Below are 20,444 nucleotides of genomic sequence, written 5' to 3' on the forward strand. Positions count from 1 at the left end.
ACGCAGCTTGGATGAAACTTCAGGTGGAAAAGTTGAGAATCAGACGATCGATGCAAAATCGACCGCGCATTCTCCGTGATTTCAGCGGGATTGGTCAAGGACAGAGCGAATACAGCCATCCTCACCGGCACCGCGACGGGTGCCTGTCACGCTGGGTTGTCGATCTCGACGAACCGATGCCATAGCCCAAACTGCGCGGCCAGATGTGCGCCCAGTGCTTGAACCCCGTAGCGTTCGGTGGCGTGATGGCCGGCGGCCAGATAACACAGATCCAGCTCGCGGGCCTGATGCGTGGTTTGTTCGGAAAGCTCTCCGCTCAAAAACGCATCGACACCAAGACCGGCAGCGGCTTCGAGATAGCCTTGACCGCCGCCCGTACACCAGGCCACGCGCTCGATGACGCCGGTTTCGCGCCCAACGCGCTGCGCCGGACGTGCCAATCGCTGTGAGACGTGCTCGGCAAAGGCGGTGGGTGTCAACGGTTCGGCCAAACGCCCAACCCACACCAGACCGTTGGCTAGGGACGTTGGTTCCGCTGCAACGAAATCGAGCCGACGCGCCAGTTGGGCATTGTTGCCCAGTTCGGGATGGGCATCGAGTGGCAGATGATACGCGATGAGACTGGTGCCCGCCCTGAGCAATGTCCTTGCGCGACGGCCTTTAATGCCCGTTAAGCAGGGATGTTCGTTGTTCCAGAACCAACCGTGATGCACCAAGATGGCATCAGCGCGTTCGGCAATCGCCGCGTCGAGCAGCGCCGCGCTGGCGGTGACACCCGAAATCAGCCGCTTGACAGGGCGTTCGCCCTCAACCTGTAAGCCATTTGGCGCGTAATCCTTAAACCGCGCCGCGTCGAGCAGCGTGTCACAATAGTCGATCAGGGCATGAATCGGCAGCATGATTGCTCGGCTCAGGCGCTGAGAATGTAGCTGAAGTCGATTTCCAGCTCAGTAAAGGGCGGGATGCGCTGCTTGACTGGCGCGTCGTCGGTCAGGGTGAGATTGGCCAGCGTGCGATAGCTGTCGCCATCGAGTTCCCATGCAATCAGCGTGCGATCTTCCGGCCACAGCAGCCAGTAATACGGGACGCGGTGGCGCATTAACAGCGTAAACAGTGTGAATGTATCCTTGCGTTCATGTCCGGGCGAGACAATCTCGCACACCCAATCTGGAATCACATTGAACACACCACGCGGCCGTTCTGGCAAGCGTTCTTTGCGCCACCCGGCAAGATCGTGCGTCGGGCATTGGTGCATCGCGTAGTGGACGCTGACTTCGGTGGCAATCCACCAACCGCCGGGGCCGGACGGATGATCGAACGGGCCGAGTTCGACCGAGGTTCGGTGTTGCGCCAAGCCATGTTCCATCCGCGCCATCGGTCGCTGGACGATTTCACCATCAATCAATTCGGCCTGTCCGCTGGGATCATCGAGCAAATCGTCGAGGGTTTTAAACTTGAACGCTTCCATCGGTATCGCTCCGGTATCGCTGCATTGACTGGGGATGACGAGCGCGGCGCGTTTGATTCTACCGAAAACCCGAAAAAAAAGCCCGGCGGGGTGCCGGGCTATAAACGTCTCATGATGAGAGAGACGAGGAGGACTCAGTACGATCCTAAGCAGTCGGGCTTAGTCAGTGCTTAATGATTAGAATTGTTACGCCCGACTGGATCGCGCAATTAGTGCATGAACAGACCGCCATTGACTGGCAAATTAGCGCCGGTCAGATAGCTGCTTTCATCGCTGGCCAAAAATGCAATCGCCGCTGCGATTTCATCCGGCTGGGCCATGCGGCGCATCGGAATGCCGCTGATGATGCTATTGCGCACATCATCATTCATGGCTAGGGTCATAGCTGTTTCGACATAGCCGGGTGAAATGGTATTCACCGTCACGCCCTTTGATGCGCCTTCTTGTGCCAGCGCCATTGTAAAACCGTGCATACCGGCTTTGGCGGCGGAATAATTCGCTTGACCGAATTGACCGCGCTGACCGTTAACCGATGAGATATTGATAATCCGTCCAAAGCCGCGCTCTAACATGCCATCCCACACTTGACGGGTGACATTAAAGACGCTGTTCAGATTGACGTTAATCACCGCTTCCCACTGCGCCAATTCCATCTTTTTGAAGGTCTTGTCACGAGTAATACCAGCGCAGTTAACCAGAATATCAACCGGGCCGAATTGAGCGGTGATGTCCTGAATCATGCGGGCGCTGTCGTCAAATGATGACACATCAGCGGTGATGACCGCGATGTCAAACCCCTCAGCAGCGCGAGCCTGCTTCCACTCCGCAGCGGCAGCCGCTTCGGACGGGTGACAGTTCGCCACAACGGTGCAGCCATCTTTGGCTAAACGGGTACAGATTGCGGTGCCGATGCCGCCGATGCCGCCGGTGACGAGTGCGATACGAGCCATGAGGTTCCTCCAGTCATTTTAGGATATGGTGAGCGCAGGTGCGATCAATGCCAACAAATGCCGCTCAAAAACATTGGGGCTGCTCCCGATTGATTCCAGAAGCACACCCAATGCCGATCCGTCCCTGGATCGCAGGATCAAGTTGTAAATAGCTTAGACAGCAACGCTTTTGCGCAGGTCTTCGCTGACTTCGCTCAGGTTCTTCTCGACCCAAACGCGGTAGTCGTCACGCGCTTCGCCGAAAAACTGCATCCCAGCTTTGCTCTCGGCCATAACGCGCTCGCTGAGTTCTTTGGTTGCTTCAACCTGACCCTTGAACAGGTCGTTGTAGCCTTTGGACTCAGTGGCCAGCTTCATCAGGCGCATACTGTGATCCATGTACAGGTTCATCGCGTCCATCTGGCGAGCGGCCAGCTTCTCGAACAGACGCACGTTCAGCTCACCAAAGCTGGTCATGCGCTCAACGTTCTTGTTCGTCCACTCGTTGACGGTCTTGAGGCTGTCGGTGGTGTTCATGTTTGTCGTCTCCGGAAGGTTTGTGCAGTGCAGCAATGTTGCGATGCACAATAATTCCGCGACTCGCTGCCGTCAAGACTAATTTTGGCAATGTTTAGTATTGGAAAGCGGTGCGTGATGTGATGCCACTGCTAATCTAGCTGATAGCTCTCAAACCACCAACATTCGCAGACAGGCAACTTATATGCATGATTGATATGCTGTTTGATCTTTAACAAATAAGAGTAAAGCCAAAACGCTAACATCTCCGCCCTAAGCAGCAAGTTTTACGCGCAACAGATCATTCCCCACTTCTCGGCCGTCGAACATTCAAAGTGGATCATCCCCTATGCACCTCGAAGACCTCGCCGAACAAGCCGCGCACTATCGCGCCGAAGCCGCACACATCAAACGCGAAGTGCGCGTCTGTGTTGCGGCCAGTTGTCAATCTTCCGGCTCGCTGCCGGTGCTCGCTGCGCTCCAATCCGCCTGTGACAGTCAGGGCACTGGCGCTTGCGCAGTCAAGGGCGTCGGCTGCATGGGGCTGTGTTCCGCTGGGCCGCTGGTTGCGGTGGCTGATGCGGACTGCGGATTAAACGACGCCGTGCTTTATCGCGATGTGACGCCCGCCGATGCGCCCGAGATTCTGGCCAGCGTCTGCGGTGCGCCGGTCGAGCGGTTGCGCTGTCCGACCGATCAGCCGTTTTTTAGCCGACAACAGCGCATCGTGCTCGAACATTCAGGCGTGATCGACCCAGAGAGTTTGCGCGGCTATATCGCCGTCGGCGGTTATGCGGCGCTGATTCAGGCGCTCACCGAGCTGACGCCCGCCGAGGTGTTGCGCGAAGTGACCACCAGCGGTCTGCGTGGACGCGGCGGCGGTGGCTATCCGACCGGCCTCAAATGGTCAACCATTGCCAAGATGCCGCCCGGTCAAAAATATGTTGTCTGTAATGCCGACGAGGGCGATCCGGGCGCATTCATGGATCGTGCCGTGCTCGAATCTGACCCGCATCGCGTGCTTGAAGGTATGGCGATTGCCGCCTATGCGGTCGGCGCAAGCAAAGGCTATGTCTATGTCCGTGCCGAATATCCGTTAGCGGTCGAGCGGCTCGAATTGGCAATTCGCAAAGCCAAACGCGCCGGCTTTCTCGGAGCCAAGATCGCCGACACCCAGTTTGCATTTGAAATCGAAATTCGTCTCGGCGCGGGCGCATTTGTGTGCGGCGAGGAAACCGCGCTCATGGCTTCGATTGAAGGGCTACGCGGCCAGCCGCGCCCACGTCCACCCTATCCGGCTGAATCCGGTCTCTGGGGGTGTCCAACGCTGATTAACAATGTCGAGACCTTTGCCAATATCGCGCCGATCATCCGCAACGGCGGCGACTGGTTTGCGTCAATTGGTACTGAGGGATCCAAGGGGACAAAGGTTTTTGCGCTCGCTGGCAAGATCAACAACACCGGCTTGATTGAAGTGCCGATGGGCACGCCACTGCGCGAGATCATCGAGATCATCGGCGGCGGCATTCCTGACGGCAAAGGTTTCAAAGCGGTGCAGACCGGCGGCCCGTCCGGTGGCTGTATCCCAGAAGCCCATCTGGATATTCCAGTTGATTACGACAGCCTCAAAACGCTCGGCACCATCATGGGATCCGGCGGCATGATCGTGATGGATGAAACCGCGTGCATGGTCGATGTGGCGCGCTTTTTTATGGAATTTTGCATGAGCGAATCTTGCGGCAAGTGCATTCCCTGTCGCGCTGGCACTTGGCAGTTGCATGGCTTGCTCGACACGCTCACCAAAGGTCAGGGCACAGCGGCTGATCTGGCGCTTTTAGAGGAACTGTGCGAAGTGGTGCAAGCGACCAGTCTCTGTGGTTTGGGTCAGACTGCGCCCAATCCGGTGCTGAGTACGCTCAGATATTTTAGGGATGAATACACAGCGAAGTTACGCACCCCATCAACCGCAATACCGCACCAAAATTATCCGTCCGAATAAGCATTGATGCTATGCTAATTGTGATCCAGCACCGATCATAAAACTTATGCTGCTTTTAATGGGAGAGCTTGAAATGAAAAAAATGGGCCAAAATACACATTCACATGCAACAGGGCGAGCGCAGTATGTCAATCATCATCGCCAGCTTAATGATGATTATGATGCTTTATCATTGACTTTGACGGAAGATGCAGCGTCTGGTCTGATCTATCTGATCGAAGAAGAAAAAATGGCCAGAGATCTGTACGATGCTTTTGCCGAGCAGACCGGAAGTCTCATTTTTGAGCGTATTTCTGACTCCGAACAGCAGCACCTAGATGCGCTGTTAATGGTGGCTGATGCGGCGGGGATTGATGTCCCTGAGCTTTTAGAACAGCCGGGGACATTTCACAATCCAACCATTCAAAATCTATACAACACGCTTTTAGAGCAAGGCAGTGTTTCATTTGCCGAGGCTATAGCTGTTGGGATCGCAGTGGAAGAAACCGACATCTACGATTTACAACAGCTTCTGCCAGAAACTGAAATCAGCTTGCTCGGCGTGGTCTATAGTAATTTATTAGCTGGATCACAGAATCATCTAGCGGCATTTGAATCATTTTAGGGTCGCATGTAACACACCGATGCTGAGTTTGAATCAAGCGGCTGTGCTTGTCGGGTAGCTAGAGATCGAATGAAACTCCTCGAACTGCATCTCCTCGCCTACGGCCCATTCACGGATCGCCGCATTGATCTCAGCGCCGGTGAACACGGGCTGCATGTCATCTGGGGCCGCAATGAAGCCGGCAAAAGTTCGGCACTGCGCGGCCTCAAAGCCTTGCTCTATGGCATACCGGAGCGCACCGCCGATAGCTTTTTGCACGCAAATGCCGATCTGCGCATTGGCGGCCGTTTGCGCGATCTGCACGGGCAAGAACGGCTCTACTATCGGCGCAAAGGTCGCCGCAACACCCTGCTCGACGGCAGCGGTCAGCCGCTGGCCGATGAGAGCTTGCACGAGCTGCTGCACGGCGTTGATGCGGCGCTCTTTGAGCGGCTGTTTGGTCTCGATTACGACGCGCTGGTCAGTGGTGGCGAAAGTTTGCTCGCCGAGCATGGCCGCGAAGCCGAAGCCCTGTTCGGCAGTGCGCTGGGCCGCGCTCGTATTCAGAATGTTCTCGGCGATCTCGACCGCGAGGCCGCCGAACGCTTCGCCCCGCGTGCGCATAAACCGCTGGTCAATGCGCAGTTGAGCCAACTGACCGAATTGCAGCGCCAACTGCGCGAAGCCTCGCTCTCGGCGCGGCAGTGGGATGAAGCGCGGCAAGAAGGTGAGCGCCTGCATGCTGAACTCGCCGAGATCGAATCCCAGCTTGCCGCCGCCACTGCCCGCCGCTACACCCTTGAACGCTTGCGTCGCACCCTGCCCGGCTTGGCGCGTCGCGCCCGCTTGCTCGAACAGCTTGCCCAGCTTGCGGACGCGCCCTGTCTGCCGGACGATTTCGGTGCTCGCTGTGATAATGCCGACGATCAGCGCCGCCTGTTGCGCGAGCGCCAGCGCACCGCCCGCGCTCGGCTGGCCGATCTGCGCCAGCAGGCCAATGCCGAAACCCTCTCCGATGCGCTGCTGGCGCAGGGTGAGGCCATCGACGCCCTGCGCGAGCGCCTCGGCAGTCATCGCAAAGCGGCGCATGATCGCCCGAATCTGGTCGCCACTGCCAAAGCCCAGCGCACGCTTGCGGCACAACGGCTGGACGTGATTCGGCCCGGACTGGCGCTCGATGATGCGGAATTTCTCCGCCCGCTGCTGGATCGCCGCCGTCAAGTCACGGAACTGGGTGGACATCGTGAAGCGGTTGAAACTGCTGTGGTCACGGCGCAGGCGCATCTTGCTGATACCGAACAGGCGTTGAGCGATCTGTGCGCCGCGCAAGCTGCCAGCGCCGAGACGAAATCGCTGGATCTCGAAGACTTAGAACGCGCTGTGCAAGCTGCGCAACGCGCTGGTGATCTCGACCGTGCGATTCTCGATACCGAAGCGCGTCTGCGTCTGCACACTGAACGCGGGGCACGCGATCTCGCCACCCTCGGACGCTGGCGCGGCACGCTCACCAACTTCTACCGTGCGGCCTTGCCGAGTGAAGCGACCCTGCGCCGCTATGCTGCCGAAGCGCAGGCGCTCGATGAGACGCAGCGGCGTTTGACCGAACAACACAGCGCCACTGCTGCCGACTGCCGTCAGCTTGAGCAGAGCTTGCGGGCGCTGCATCTGGCCGGTGCGGTGCCGAGTGAAGCCGATCTCGGGCAAGCGCGGGCGCATCGTGAACGCGGCTGGCAACTGGTGCGCCGTCACTGGCTCGGCGGTGCGACTGAAGCAGCGACCGACGCCGCCGCGCACTATGTTCCGGGTACGCCGCTGCCAGAAGCCTTTGAGCACGCGATGACCCACGCAGATGCGCTCGCCGACCGCTTGCGGCGCGAGAGTCAGCGTGTGCATGAACAGGCTACCGCTCAAGCGGCGTTAGAGAGTCGCACCCAAGCACGCGCCGCGCTGGAAGCGGAATTAGCGGCGCTGAATCTGCGCCGTCAAACGCTGGAGATGGACTGGCAGACGCTCTGGACACCCTGTGGCATTGAGCCGTTACCGCCGCACGAGATGCTTGACTGGCTCACCCGCGCCCAGCGGCTGCAAGAACGCGCCAGCACCGAGGATGAGCTACAGCAGACCCTAAACAGTCAGCGCCTCGAACGCGCCCACCATCTGCATACCCTTTGCCGACAATTAGGCGTGCCGGTCACTGCCGACCAACGCCTCGCGCCGGTACTCGATCAAGCTGAAGCGGCGCTCCGCGCTGGTCGCCGCGCTGCCGAACACCGCCGCACCCTCAACGAACAGCGCACCACCCTTGAACAGCAGCGCCGCCGACTCGAACGCGCACTCCAACAGGCCCGCGCCGACCGCACTGCATGGCAAACGCGCTGGGCGACGCTGACGGCGGAACTCGGTTTTTCTGCCACCGCGACGCCAGCGGACATCTCCGACGATCTCGACAGTTTGGCGAGCGTGCTCAAGCGATTAGATGAAATTCGCAGTCTCGATGCGCGGGTGCAGGGCATCGACCGCGACGCCCGCCAATTCAGCGCCGACACCCGTGCGCTGCTCGAACAGCTTGCGCCAGATTTGCTCACCGCCTCGGTTGAGGTCGCCGTGCCGCAGTTGCATCAACGGCTGATTCAACAGCGCGAAGCCCGCAGTCGCCGTGATGCGCTCCGCGCTCAAGCCGATCAAACGCACATCGACCTCAGCGCCACCGAAGCGGCATTGCAGACCACCGAAGAAACCCTAGCCGAACTCTGTCGGCTTGCCGCGTGCGCCGATCCCGATGAACTGCCCGCTGCGCTCGAACGCGCCCGCGAACGGGTGCGGCTTAGTGACGAACTGCGCCGCGTTGAAGCGGAATTGATGGCCAGCGGCGATGGTCTCGATCTGGCGGCGCTCGCAGCCGAAGCGCAGGGCGTGGATGCCGAAGCCGTCGCGCAGGAACGGCTGGCGCTCAGTCGTCAGATTGAACAGGAATTACAACCGCGTCATGCCGATGCCCTCGAACGGCGCATTCACGCCGAGCGCGATTTCAGCGCCATGACTGGCAGCGATGATGCCGCCGTGCTCGCTGAAGAGATCGAACGACTGCGGGCCAGTCTGCGCCATCACACCGAACACTATGTGCGGTTACGACTGGCAGCGCGACTGCTGCGCGAGGCGATTGAGCAGTTTCGTCGTCAGCACCGCGACCCGATCTTAACCCGCACCAGCGCCTATTTTGCGCCGCTGACCTGCGGCAGTTTTGCAGCGGTCGAGAGCGATTTTGACGACGCCGATCAGCCGATTTTGGTCGGCGTGCGCACCAGCGGCGAGCGCGTGCGCGTCGAGGCGATGAGCACCGGCACCCGCGATCAACTTTATCTGGCACTGCGGCTGGCGCATCTCGACCGCCATCTCGACAGCGCCCCGCCGCTGCCGTTTGTGGTCGATGATATTTTGATCCAGTTTGATGATGATCGCGCCCGCGCCACGCTCGCGGTCTTTGCTGCGCTGGCGGCCAAAACACAGGTGATTGTTTTTACCCATCATCAGCGCGTGGTCGAGCAAGCGCAGGCACTGCCCGAAGCCGAGCGGCAGGTGTTTATCCATGCATTAGCGTAAATTCACGCGCAGTGATCCAATTTCGATCAGCGGTTTTTGCGTGCGCGTCTGGTATAAGATTTGCGCTAATTCAGGGAATTGAGGATGTTTTTGTATGGCGCAGCGACCACAGCGACTTCGCGCAATCCAGATCCGCCTTACGCTCGTACTCACCGCCTGCCTACTGCTTGCCAGCGGCCCGCTGCCCGCCGATCCCCCCACCCTGCGCGTCATCGGCGACGAAAACTACCCGCCCTATCTCTTTCTCAATGCTAACGGTCAGGCCGACGGCTTTCTCGTCGATCTGTGGCAGCTTTGGGAGCGCAAAACCGGCGTTCACGTCGAGCTAATCGCGACCCAATGGGATGACGCCCAACGCCGTCTGCTCAATGGTCAGGCCGATGTGATTGAAAACATCTTCAAAACTCCGGGCCGTGAACCGCTCTATGATTTTTCTGCGCCCTATGCCGATTTGCCGGTCGCTATTTATCGCGATGTGTCTATCGGTGGTCTAACTAATTTGGACACATTACGCGGGTTTCAGGTCGGTGTCATGCAGGGCGATGCCTGCATTGAACATCTCAAACAGCACGGCATTGACTCGCTGATTTTTTATCCGAATTACACCCAACTCATTCAGGGCGCATTAGCCCAAGATATTAAAGTTTTTTGTCTCGACGAACATCCGGCGAATTTTTATCTCTATCGCCAACACGCACACCATCAATTCGTCAAAGCCTTTGAACTCTATCACGGTCAATTTCATCGTGCCGTGCGCAAAGGCAATCTCGAAATTCTGCGCTTAGTCGAACGCGGCATGGCGGCAATTTCTGCCGATGAATTAGCCGCGCTGCGCCATAAATGGCTCACTGAGCCAATCAATTATCAGCATTATATCGGTATTGCGCTCGCGGCATTGGGGCTGTTGGCCTGTGCATTAGCGGTTTTGGGATTTTGGGTGTATACCCTGAGGCGAGCGGTTGCCGTGCGCACCGAAGCCTATGCCCGCAGTGAACAGCGATTTCGCCGCTTATTTGAATACAGCAAACAGGCGGTAACGCTGATTGAAGACGGCTATTTTGTCGATGCCAATCAAGCCACGCTGTCGATGCTCCGGCTCGACAGTATTGACCAATTACGCGGACTCAAGCCCTCGGATATTTCACCAGCGTATCAACCCGACGGTCATAAAAGCACCGAAAAAGAGCGCCACTTGCTGCAAGAGGCGCTGGAAGTCGGGTCGATTCGTTTTGAATGGGAACATATCCGCGCCGATGGCGAACATTTTTTTGCTGATGTCTTGCTGACACCGATGCAATTTGATTCCTGTCAGCAAATTCATGTTGTCTGGCAGGATATTACCGAAAAGAAACGCGCTGAAGCCGAATTAGCGCGTTATCAGCGTGAACTCGAATCATTGGTCGAACAGCGTACCGCTGAATTACGCCAGACGAATGAACGGCTCACCCACACGCAATTTGCGATGGATCGCGTCGGCATTGGTATCGCTTGGAATAGCGCCGACACTGGACGCTTTATTTACGCCAATGATGAAACCTGCCGCCAACTGGGTTATGAACTCAACGAATTGTTGGACTTAACAGTAAGCGACATCAATCACGAATTTCCGCCTGCGGCATTGCGTGATGTTGCTGCCAGTTTGCGCGGCGGTACCAGCGGACTGCGGATTGAAACTCGGCATTGGCGCAAAGATGGTTCAATCTATCCGGTAGCGATTACGATTTATCTTCATCAATCTCCGGGTGAAGAATGGTTTATTGCATTTTTTGAAGATATTACCGCCCGCAAGCTCGCTGAAGCGGAATTATTAAGCGCCAAAGAACAGGCTGAAGAAGCAACCCGCGCTAAATCGAATTTTCTGGCCAATATGAGCCATGAAATCCGCACGCCGATGAATGCAATTATGGGCATGGCGCATCTGGCATTGCAGACCGAATTAGATAGCCGCCAGCGCAATTATATTGAAAAAGTGCATCGTTCAGCGGAAGCCTTGCTCGGCATTATTAACGATATTCTCGATTTTTCCAAAATCGAAGCGGGTAAGCTCGATATTGAACAGATTGATTTTTGGCTAGAAGATGTGATGGATAATCTGGCCAATTTGGTTGGCCTGAAAGCGGAAGAAAAAGGCGTTGAGCTGTTATTTGATTTGCGCCCCGAAATTCCCACGGCGCTGATTGGCGATCCACTGCGGCTGGGGCAGATTTTAATTAACCTCGGCAATAATGCGGTGAAATTTACTGAGCCGGGCGGGGAAATTCTCATCTCGGTGCAAGTGATTGATGCCGATAACGATTGGGTGCGACTGGGATTTAGCGTGCGTGATACCGGTATTGGCATGACAGCCGAGCAACAATTGCGGCTCTTTGAATCCTTTAGTCAAGCCGATATGTCCACCACGCGCAAATATGGCGGCACCGGTTTGGGATTGGCGATTTCTAAACGGCTGACGGCGTTAATGGAGGGTGAAATTGGCGTTGAAAGCACCTTTGGTGTTGGCAGCACGTTCCGCTTTAGTGTGCGCTTTGGCCGTCAGCACGGCGTGACCGCACCTCGGATATAGCCAGTGCGTGAACTGCTGCCGCTACGGGTTCGCCCGCACTGGCGTTAACGACGTGAACAGACTTATTCAGCTTCGTGTAATTTTGGATAGGTTTTTATGAGCGGTGGCCGGTCATATCGGGGCGTATCTGGTGCAAGAACGGGCGCAGGCGTTAGAAACAGCCTGTCAAGCTGATACGTCGCGGGCACGACTGGAGGCGCTGTTAGCCGAGATGGTCGCGCAACTTGAACCCGTGCTTTGTGGATTGCAGGCGCTCGATCCGCCCGCTGAATCCGCTGCGACTGCAACCGAGGCGATGGCGCTGGATCGTCCGGCGCTTGAAGCCCTGTTGCTGCGAATGCAGGCGCTGCTTGAAGCAGGTGACACTGAGGTCAGTGATTGGTTGGCGGAACTCAGTGCGCTGGTGCGTGGCTCGCCAGTTGCCGATGCCTTGCCACCGCTGCAACAGGCGATTGATGAGTATGCGTTTGATGATGCCTTGACGCAGGTGCAGCGGTTGCGGGCGGCAATGAGCATGAAATTTTAGTTGTTCAAAGTTCGATGATCGAAGATTTTATGGTCTACACTTCAATTGCGCTTGCACAAGATAGCGTTTTGCAATCTTTTTTCCGACTGGTATCAGCGGCATCAATCAGCCATGTCTTACAACGCTTTGTCAAAATATCGCTCCACGCACAGTGGCGTAACGCTAGTTGAGTTGATGGTAACGATTGCGGTTGCCAGTATTCTGCTCACGGTTGCGGTGCCGAGTTTTCAGGATGCGATCCAGCGTAATCGTTTGACTTCAGCGACGAATAATTTTGTGGTGTCTATTCATTATGCGCGGACTGAGGCAATTAAGCGCGGACAGAATGTCACGCTTTGCAAAAGCAGTTCTGGGACAAGTTGTGCAACAGGGACGGGGACGTTTTGGGAAAACGGTTGGATTGCGTTTGTTGATACCGATGCAGATGGGACGCTCGATACAGGTGAAACGCTGTTACGTGCGTGGCCAAGTTTGCCAACTGGCTATACACTACGACCGAATAATAATTTCGCTAATTTCTTGCGATATAATCCTCGAGGTGAAGCCAACAATATTGGTAACTTTGCGGTGTGTTATAACAATCAGCTTGTTGGCTCTAAAGTAGTTGTAATTACAAGACTACGGCCCTGGTTGGGAATGGATCAGGACGGCGACCGCATTCCAGAAAATAAAGACGGTGAAATTAGCTCATGTACCAATCCATAATATCCCGCCGTCGCGCTCGTGGTGTCACACTGCTTGAAGTGTTGATTAGCGTATTGGTGTTGGGAGTGGGTTTGTTAGGTGTGGCAGCGATGCAGGCGAATGCGCTAAAAACGAATCATAGTGCGCTTCAGCGTAGTCAGGCGGTAATGTTAGCATATTTTATGTTAGATGCAATGCGAGCCAATCGGAATGCGGCACTTGCCGGGGATTATGATTTAGGAACTATTGGAAGTGCGGGAAGTGACGATTCACCAATATGCACCGCGCCAAGCGGTTCGACGCATATTACCCGCGATCAGGCGGCGTGGTTTGCGGCAATGAAGGATAATTTAGGGGATTTAAATACGACCTGTGGTTTAATTGCGTGCAATGCAGCACGTTGTACGGTTAAAGTGATGTGGGATGATGAGCGTGCAAACTTAAATTTAGATCAGGAAACACCTGAACCGCAAATCATTGAGGTTTCAACAGTTTTATGAATACACAACGCTTGCAGCGGGATGCGGGATTTACACTCGTCGAGTTGATGATTGCGATGGTGTTGGGATTGTTAGTAACGGGTGGGGTGATTGGAATATTTGTATCGAATCAGCAGATTTATCGTCAGAATGAGAATTTAGCGCGATTACAAGAAAATGCGCGTTATGCGTTGGAGGTGATGGCGCGTGATATTCGTGAGGCGGGTGGTGTGGCGTGTGGGAAGAATCCGCCTACAGCGAATGTTTTGAATAATGCTGATACAGCATGGTGGTCAACGTGGGGCGATGGGATTAGAGGGTATGATGGTGATAATACGACGTTTCCGAAAACATTTGGTACGAATGCACTAGATCGTGTTTCAGGAACAGATGCAATTGTGATTCTAAGTGGAACAGTGAATGATGGTTTATATATTAAAACCCATAACCCATCATCGGCTAATTTCAGCGTTAATACAACAAGTCACGGCATTTCAGATGATGATATTTTAATAATGTGTGATGATGAGACAGCAGTAATTTTTCAAGTCACCAATGCCAATTCAAACAACACTACAATTGTACATAATACAGGAAATAGTCCGCCTGGAAATTGCACTAAAGCTTTGGGATGCGCACCAGATAAATCTTCTTGTGGAGCTGGAAAAGACCAGTTTTGTCCTAAAACTGGATCGAATGATTGTTTTTTTGGCTGTGACAGCAGTAATGAAGTTAGCAAACCATTTAATGATGGGGGCTTTATTAGTAAGTTTTCATCTCATGCGTGGTATATAGGAAATAATAGATTAGGTGGGCGTTCGTTATACCGTATTGACCAAGAAAAAGGAACAGAAGGAACTGACGAAATTGTTGATGGTGTTAGAGATTTGCAGCTTCAATATCTAGCAAATGACAGCGATCAATATGTTGATGCTAACTCTATAACAAATTGGGGTGATGTCACAGCAGTCAGGCTAACATTTACATTTGAAACATTAGAGCAAGTTGGTATTGAAGAAAATTCAACAATTCAACGTGATTGGTTTACTGTCGTCCAAATCAGGAATCGATAACAATGATTCGTCGTTCTAACATCCGGCATTTGAAATCATCTTTAGCATCGCTTGAAATCAAATCACAATCAGGCGTTGCGTTAATAATTTCTTTGTTATTTTTAATTATTATTAGTTTAGTGAGTATCGCTGGTTTACAGGGCGTAGCATTGCAGGAAACCATGACCAGTGGTACGTATGATCGCAATATTGCATTTCAAATGTCTGAAGCAGCGTTACGTTTTGCTGAAGAGCGAGCAAAAAGTTTAACGCCTCCCTCTTCCTCTCCAGCTCTTCCTGATGATAATTGCCCAACTAGTTCAATTAACGCTTGCACTAATGGTTTATGCGAAGCACCTGATTTTGATTGTATGCCGCGCTGGACGTTACCTGAGTTTGAAGAAGATAACTGGGTTGATATAACAAGCTCAGAACTAGGCAACTTAGGTGACTTAGCAAACACTACACCGCAATATTTTATTGAATATTTAGGTCAGCCCTCTGAAATCAAACAAAGTAAAACTCAACAATATAATATTTATCGAATTACAGTGCGCAATAAATCGCCTAATGAAGAAAATACCGAGCAACGATCTACAGTGATGTTGCAATCTGTTTATTCAGTGCCTGAGTAAAAGGTAAATCATCGTGAAAACTCGTAATAAATCTATTGTAGAGCGGTTTATAGCAGGATTAATCGGCACTCTATTGATGAGCATGACTATGCTCGCGAGTGCTGAAATATCGATTCCATCGGCACCATTAGGCGTCACAATGTCGGCGACACCAATGGCTTTACTGGTTGCGAGTAAAGATCACAAACTATTTTTTGAAGCCTATAATGATGCCAGCGATATTGATAACGACGGTATATTAGATATACGCTTTAAGCCAAGCATTACGTATTATGGTTTATTTGATTCAAATGTGTGTTATACCCATAGTAGTAATTTGTTTAGCCCCGCATCGGCTGCAACCAATGGTAAATGTTCAGGTCAGTGGTCTGGTAATTGGCTGAATTATGTAACAACCAGCCGAATTGATGCTTTGCGTAAAGTGCTATATGGCGGTTATCGTGAAATTGATAGTGCTACTGAGACGATTTTACGTCGTGCTTATATTCCTCAAGATGGCCATTCTTGGGCGAAAGAATATACAAGTCCAGCTATTGATGGCTACTCAATTAGTGATTACACACCATTAAGTTCGCCAGCAGCAAATAAACGACATTTTTTTGGCAATCTCACACCAAATGAAAACACTAACTGTTCAACGCTCAATACATGCAGCAATTTGCTGCCGTTATTATCGGTTGTAACAAATAGCACAAAGCGCGTTTGGGCGTGGGCATCTAAAGAACGTCCAGTTCTTGATGGAAGTCATGGCGGTACTCGCAATGATTATGCAGTACGAGTTAAAGTATGCACAGCTAATTTCCATGAAGGTTGTAAACAATATCCTAATGGTAACTATAAACCTACAGGGTTGCTGCATGATTATGGCGAAGATGAAACGATGTTATTTGGTTTGCTAACGGGTAGTTATAATAAAAATATGTCTGGAGGTATGTTACGCAAAGTTGTTTCTTCTTTTAAAAATGAAGTTAATTTAGAAACAGGAGTATTTACATCTGACAATATTATTGTGCAAAATCTCGACAATTTAAGAATTCGTGATTTTAATAACGGAAAAACTGACGCAAGTTATCGTAATGGAAGTTTTCGTACAGGAGTGATGGAGGAGGGTAAGTATGTAGATTGGGGAAATCCAGTTGCTGAAATGATGTACGAAGGGTTGCGTTATTTTGCTGGCAAAAGTGCTGCAACATTAGCTTATTCAACAACTGGTTCTTACGATGCTGATGTTGGTTTAACTGTAGCAACTTGGGATAATCCTTACAGTAATTCATCTAGTGCTAAATCGCTGTGGTGCTCAAAGCCTAACATGATTGTAATGAGTGACATTAACCCATCTTATGATTCAGACCAAGTTCCTGGAACAGCATTTGGAAGTTTTTCAGGCGATGTTTCTGGTCTTAACGCTCAAAATTTGGCGTCAACGATTACTGAAAATGAAAACATTGAGGGTAATTATTTTATTGGTCAGTCAAATTCATCAAACAATGACGGCGCACCAACTCCAAAAGCTGTAACATCTTTAGGAACGGTACGCGGATTAGCTCCTGAAGAGCCGACTAAACAGGGTAGTTACTATAGTGCTTCAGTTGCTTATTTTGGTAAAACTGAGGATTTAAACGCTGTTCAGGGAGATCAAAATATTGATTCTTATTATGTCGCTCTTGCTTCGCCCTTACCTAAAATAGAAATTCCTGTCAATGGTAAAACAATTTCACTTGTTCCCTTTGCAAAAACAATTGATGGTTATAGTACAGTTCGCACTAAAGGCGCTTATCAACCCACAAATCCGATTGTAGATTTTTATGTTGATACGATTGCAAATACGAACTCTGATAACATTGATGTTAGTGTCAATAATGGTCGTCCTTATTATAAGTTCATAATTAATTATGAAGCTGATGAGCAAGGAAATGACTTTGATATGGACGTAATTTCAGAGTATGAAATACAGCTAGAACCTAATAACGAGCTTTTAATAAAAGTTAAAATTACTTATGAATCTACCGGAAGTAACCAAAATGTAGGTTATGTTATTTCTGGAACAAATCGGGATGGTGTTTATCTTGTCGTTCAAGATAAAAATGAGGAATTGGATTATTTTTTAAACGTTCCTCCTGGTCAAAATCCTGGATATTGTGATACATCGCCAGTTCCTAATTTATGTAAAAAGCTACCCTATTTTGATGATTCAAAAACTCCAAATACTGTTATGACGAGTGAACAGAGATTTCAAGCAGGCACAGGTCAAGCAGCAACCTTGCTTAAAGACCCCCTTTGGTATGCTGCTAAATGGGGTGGTTTTATTGATAAAAACGACAACGATTTACCTGACCTTGACTATGAATGGGATGCCAATAACGACGGCGTTCCTGATACCTATTTTCTAGTTCAAAACCCATTAAAGCTAGAAGAGGCCCTCAAACGCGCTTTAGATAACATCGTTGACCGCACTGCCAGCGCCAGTAATGTCACATCAAACAGCATGCAGCTCAATACAGATACTTTTGTTTTTAAATCAATATTTAACAGTGTTTCATGGTCTGGTAATTTATTAGCTTACACAATTGATAGCATTACAGACGCAATTGATTTGCCAAGCTGGCGAGCTTCTGAAAATGTTCCGGTGCCAAGTGCACGTAGAATCTTTATCACCGGATCTAATGGTGAAACCACAGCGTTTTCATGGAGCAATTTATCTGCAAGCGACAAAACAGCTTTGATTAATGAAGACGTGCTTAACTATTTACGTGGCTCCCGCAGCGATGAACAACAAAATGGCGGAACTTTACGTGATCGTGCATACAGCAATGTCTTAGGCGATTTTGTGCATTCGTCTCCGGTCTATGTCAAAGACACCGAAACAGTTTATTTAGGTGGCAATGATGGAATGCTGCACGCTTTTGATACATCAGATGGAACCGAGTTATTTGCCTATATTCCAAGTGCTGTGATAAACAAATTAGAGCAGATAACACGAGTAAATTACAATCATCAATATTTTGTCGATGGTGAAATTGTTGTATCAGATCAGTCGCAAACAAATGACAGTAATTACTTAGTTGCAGCATTAGGGCATGGTGGTAAAGGTTTGTTTGCTTTAGATGTAACGAATCCAGAATCTTTTAGTTCGAGCGATGTTAAGTGGAGTTATTTTGATACATCAGATGATGATTTAGGTTATATGATTGGTCGTCCGGTTATCGCTAAAATGAATAATGGTGATTGGGCGGTTATTGTTGGAAATGGTTATAACTCAACAGATGGTAAAGCCGTTTTATATATTTTTGATTTGGTTTCAGGTGACTTATTACAGAAAATTGACACTGATGTTAGCGGAGATAACGGTTTAGCTTCTCCAGGAATTTATGATGCTGATTACGATGGTGTAGTCGATTTTATCTACGCTGGCGATTTAAAAGGCAATGTCTGGAAGTTCAATGTAACATCTGAAAATAAAAATAGTTGGGGATCTGCTTTACGTCAAGGATCAAAAGCAAAACCGCTTTTTACTGCAACAGATCCATCAGGCAATCCTCAGCCTATTACAGCGCAAATTACAATCGTTCCAAATCATAATAGAGCTGATGCTATTAACTATGGTAATCGTTTTATTTTCTTCGGTACGGGCAGCTACTTTCGCGCTAGTGATCCAAATGATGAACAGATTCAAAGCTGGTATGGGTTAATTGATGAAAATGCACAAATTGGTGGGCGCAGTGCATTAATACAACGTTCAATTTATCAAACTGGAGCTTTTGATGGAAAACCTGTTAGAACATTTAACGAAGCTACTTTGGGAGATATGAGCGGTAAAAAAGGCTGGTATATAGACTTTAATATTGAAGCGGGAGAACGGATTGTTACCTCTTCAAAATATGAAGAATTTGTTGAGCCAGTTTTAGTGGCCAGCTCTATTATCCCAATTGAAGATCCTTGTATTGCAGGTGGAAAAGGATATGTTAACGCTATCAGTCCTTTTACTGGTGGGCGTTTAATTTATGGTATTTTTGATGTCAACGACAACGAAAATTTTGATGATGATAAATTGAATAATATTTTTATTGGCAGTGTTGATTTAGGTATCGGTATGCCAAGTGAACCAATTATATTATTGTCTGAAGATCCGTCCGAACCATCAGAATTAATTCTTAGTGGCACTAGTAGTGGTTATGGTGATACTGGCGGTGGCGGCTATACTCCTCCTCCCAATAATACTAGTGGTATAGGAGCTTTACCTCTCCCACCAAAACCACAGGAAAGTAAAAAAACAGGTCGCTCATCGTGGCGTGAAATAATCACTGAGTAACAATCCATGCAAAAATACGGCTTCACTTTGATTGAATTGATGATTGTGGTTGCGATCATCGGCATCCTAGCGGCAATCGCCTATCCATCCTATCAAAGCCACGTTGTTAAAACGCGCCGCGTCACAGCGGAATCCTGTTTGCTCGAATTAGCGCAATTCATGGAACGCTATTACACCAGCAACATGAGCTATGCAAATGCCGCTCTCCCAACCACCCAATGCCAAACCGATTTAGGCGATTTTTATACCTTTCAGTTTGCTGCTAGTACCCCAACAGCCGCCACCTACACCATTCAAGCCGTCGCCAAAGGCAGCCAAGCCACGAGCGATTCAAGCTGCGCAACGCTCGCCATCACCCATACCGGAACCAAATCCCCCGCAACTGGCTGCTGGTAGGCACATTACGCCGATTTTTTGGTCACGAAGTTCCAGCTTCGTGACCCTGAGTCGTTTTAGTCCTGCTGACCCTGCAATTGAGCTTTGAGGTGTTCGAGTTCGGCTAGGACAGCTTCTTTAGCTGCTCGTTCCTGTTTCTCCCGAACCCGCGCCTGTTTCGCCTCAGCTTTTAATTCATCTATATGACGCTGAATACCGCGTTGCTCGCGCAAATAATTCTGACGTGCTTGGTAAGCATGATAGGCGCGGTCTTTTTCGGAAAAGGCTTTTAGAGTGCTCATGGCTTGCTGTTCTTTAGTCCTGCTGACCATGCAATTGAGCTTTGAGGCGTTCTAGTTCGGCTAGGGCCGCCGCTTCACGTTTCAAAGCGGCTTCCTTAGCCGCCCGTTCTTGTTCCTCCCGAACCCGCGCCTGTTCCGCCTCAGCTTTTAATTCATCTATATGACGCTGAATACCGCGTTGCTCGCGCAAATAGTTTTGACGTGCTTGATAAGCGTGATAGGCGCGGTCTTTTTCAGAAAAAGCTTTTAGAGTGCTCATGGCTTGCCTCATTTCATCAGTCTGCATCCAAGTCGGCAGCGCGTCGGCGTCAAGCTGTTCGCCGTCTTTAAAGAATTTTAGCCAGCGTTGTTGCTCGTTTTCGATGGTATCGGCGTGGAATTTATTCAGCTCTAATAACCAGATGCCGCCGTGATCGAGCAGCAG

17 protein-coding genes are annotated in these 20,444 nt (G+C 50.8%); 11 read left to right on the top strand and 6 right to left on the bottom strand.

Features of this window, described 5'->3' with window-relative positions:
- Positions 1–146 precede the first annotated feature (146 nt).
- The 4 genes from BLW10_RS04100 to BLW10_RS04115 all read right to left on the bottom strand — a co-directional run bounded on the left by BLW10_RS04100 (position 147) and on the right by BLW10_RS04115 (position 2,934).
- The gene (locus BLW10_RS04100) at positions 147–899 is read right to left on the bottom strand and encodes a Nif3-like dinuclear metal center hexameric protein (protein ID WP_091332525.1); all 753 of its coding nucleotides are present in this window, start codon (positions 897–899) and stop codon (positions 147–149) included.
- A gap of 11 nt (positions 900–910) precedes the next feature.
- A complete protein-coding gene (locus BLW10_RS04105) occupies positions 911–1,468 on the bottom strand; it encodes a Uma2 family endonuclease (RefSeq protein ID WP_091332526.1) in 558 nt (185 codons plus the stop codon).
- 209 nt (positions 1,469–1,677) lie between these two features.
- Positions 1,678–2,418, bottom strand: coding sequence for a beta-ketoacyl-ACP reductase (phbB, locus tag BLW10_RS04110; RefSeq protein WP_091332527.1), 741 nt, complete (start codon positions 2,416–2,418; stop codon positions 1,678–1,680).
- 153 nt (positions 2,419–2,571) lie between these two features.
- On the bottom strand, positions 2,572–2,934 hold the full coding sequence (locus tag BLW10_RS04115; protein ID WP_091332528.1) for a phasin family protein: 363 nt from the start codon (positions 2,932–2,934) through the stop codon (positions 2,572–2,574).
- A 328-nt stretch (positions 2,935–3,262) separates the two neighbouring features.
- On the opposite strand from BLW10_RS04115, the gene BLW10_RS04120 reads away from it, so the two are divergent.
- The 11 genes from BLW10_RS04120 (at position 3,263) to BLW10_RS04170 (ending at position 19,739) form a co-directional block, all read left to right on the top strand.
- On the top strand, positions 3,263–4,912 hold the full coding sequence (locus tag BLW10_RS04120) for a NuoF family protein (protein WP_091332529.1): 1,650 nt from the start codon (positions 3,263–3,265) through the stop codon (positions 4,910–4,912).
- 46 nt (positions 4,913–4,958) lie between these two features.
- The gene (locus tag BLW10_RS04125) at positions 4,959–5,516 is read left to right on the top strand and encodes a DUF2202 domain-containing protein (RefSeq protein WP_091332530.1); all 558 of its coding nucleotides are present in this window, start codon (positions 4,959–4,961) and stop codon (positions 5,514–5,516) included.
- Between the two features lie 69 nt (positions 5,517–5,585).
- Positions 5,586–9,095 carry an ATP-binding protein gene (locus BLW10_RS04130; protein WP_091332531.1) on the top strand — a complete coding sequence of 1,170 codons (3,510 nt, stop codon included), beginning with the start codon at positions 5,586–5,588 and terminating at the stop codon, positions 9,093–9,095.
- 94 nt (positions 9,096–9,189) lie between these two features.
- Complete coding sequence (locus BLW10_RS04135) at positions 9,190–11,658, top strand: ATP-binding protein (protein WP_091332532.1); 2,469 nt, start codon at positions 9,190–9,192, stop codon at positions 11,656–11,658.
- Between the two features lie 103 nt (positions 11,659–11,761).
- Positions 11,762–12,184, top strand: coding sequence for a hypothetical protein (locus BLW10_RS04140; protein WP_091332533.1), 423 nt, complete (start codon positions 11,762–11,764; stop codon positions 12,182–12,184).
- A gap of 111 nt (positions 12,185–12,295) precedes the next feature.
- The gene (locus BLW10_RS04145) at positions 12,296–12,889 is read left to right on the top strand and encodes a GspH/FimT family pseudopilin (protein ID WP_091332548.1); all 594 of its coding nucleotides are present in this window, start codon (positions 12,296–12,298) and stop codon (positions 12,887–12,889) included.
- The gene (gene pilV / locus BLW10_RS04150; protein WP_091332534.1) at positions 12,874–13,368 is read left to right on the top strand and encodes a type IV pilus modification protein PilV; all 495 of its coding nucleotides are present in this window, start codon (positions 12,874–12,876) and stop codon (positions 13,366–13,368) included. Before BLW10_RS04145 ends, pilV begins: the two co-directional genes overlap by 16 nt.
- Positions 13,365–14,420: a prepilin-type N-terminal cleavage/methylation domain-containing protein gene (locus BLW10_RS04155; RefSeq protein WP_091332535.1), complete on the top strand. Its 1,056-nt coding sequence runs from the start codon at positions 13,365–13,367 to the stop codon at positions 14,418–14,420. Before pilV ends, BLW10_RS04155 begins: the two co-directional genes overlap by 4 nt.
- Positions 14,421–14,422: 2 nt before the next feature.
- Positions 14,423–15,034 carry a pilus assembly PilX family protein gene (locus BLW10_RS04160; RefSeq protein ID WP_091332536.1) on the top strand — a complete coding sequence of 204 codons (612 nt, stop codon included), beginning with the start codon at positions 14,423–14,425 and terminating at the stop codon, positions 15,032–15,034.
- Positions 15,035–15,047: 13 nt separating this feature from the next.
- Positions 15,048–19,343, top strand: coding sequence for a pilus assembly protein (locus BLW10_RS04165; RefSeq protein ID WP_143117000.1), 4,296 nt, complete (start codon positions 15,048–15,050; stop codon positions 19,341–19,343).
- 6 nt (positions 19,344–19,349) lie between these two features.
- Entirely contained in the window at positions 19,350–19,739 is a 390-nt protein-coding gene (locus tag BLW10_RS04170; protein ID WP_091332538.1) for a type IV pilin protein, read from the top strand.
- A gap of 56 nt (positions 19,740–19,795) precedes the next feature.
- Here the strand turns inward: BLW10_RS04170 and BLW10_RS04175 are convergent, their stop codons facing one another.
- Complete coding sequence (locus tag BLW10_RS04175; RefSeq protein WP_091332539.1) at positions 19,796–20,020, bottom strand: hypothetical protein; 225 nt, start codon at positions 20,018–20,020, stop codon at positions 19,796–19,798.
- Between the two features lie 13 nt (positions 20,021–20,033).
- Positions 20,034–20,444 (bottom strand): PD-(D/E)XK nuclease family transposase (locus BLW10_RS04180; RefSeq protein ID WP_143117001.1); only part of this gene is annotated, 411 nt, incomplete at its 5' end.

It is taken from the genome of Allochromatium warmingii (genome assembly GCF_900107145.1).
In the GTDB taxonomy this organism is placed as follows: Bacteria; Pseudomonadota; Gammaproteobacteria; order Chromatiales; family Chromatiaceae; genus Thermochromatium; species Thermochromatium warmingii.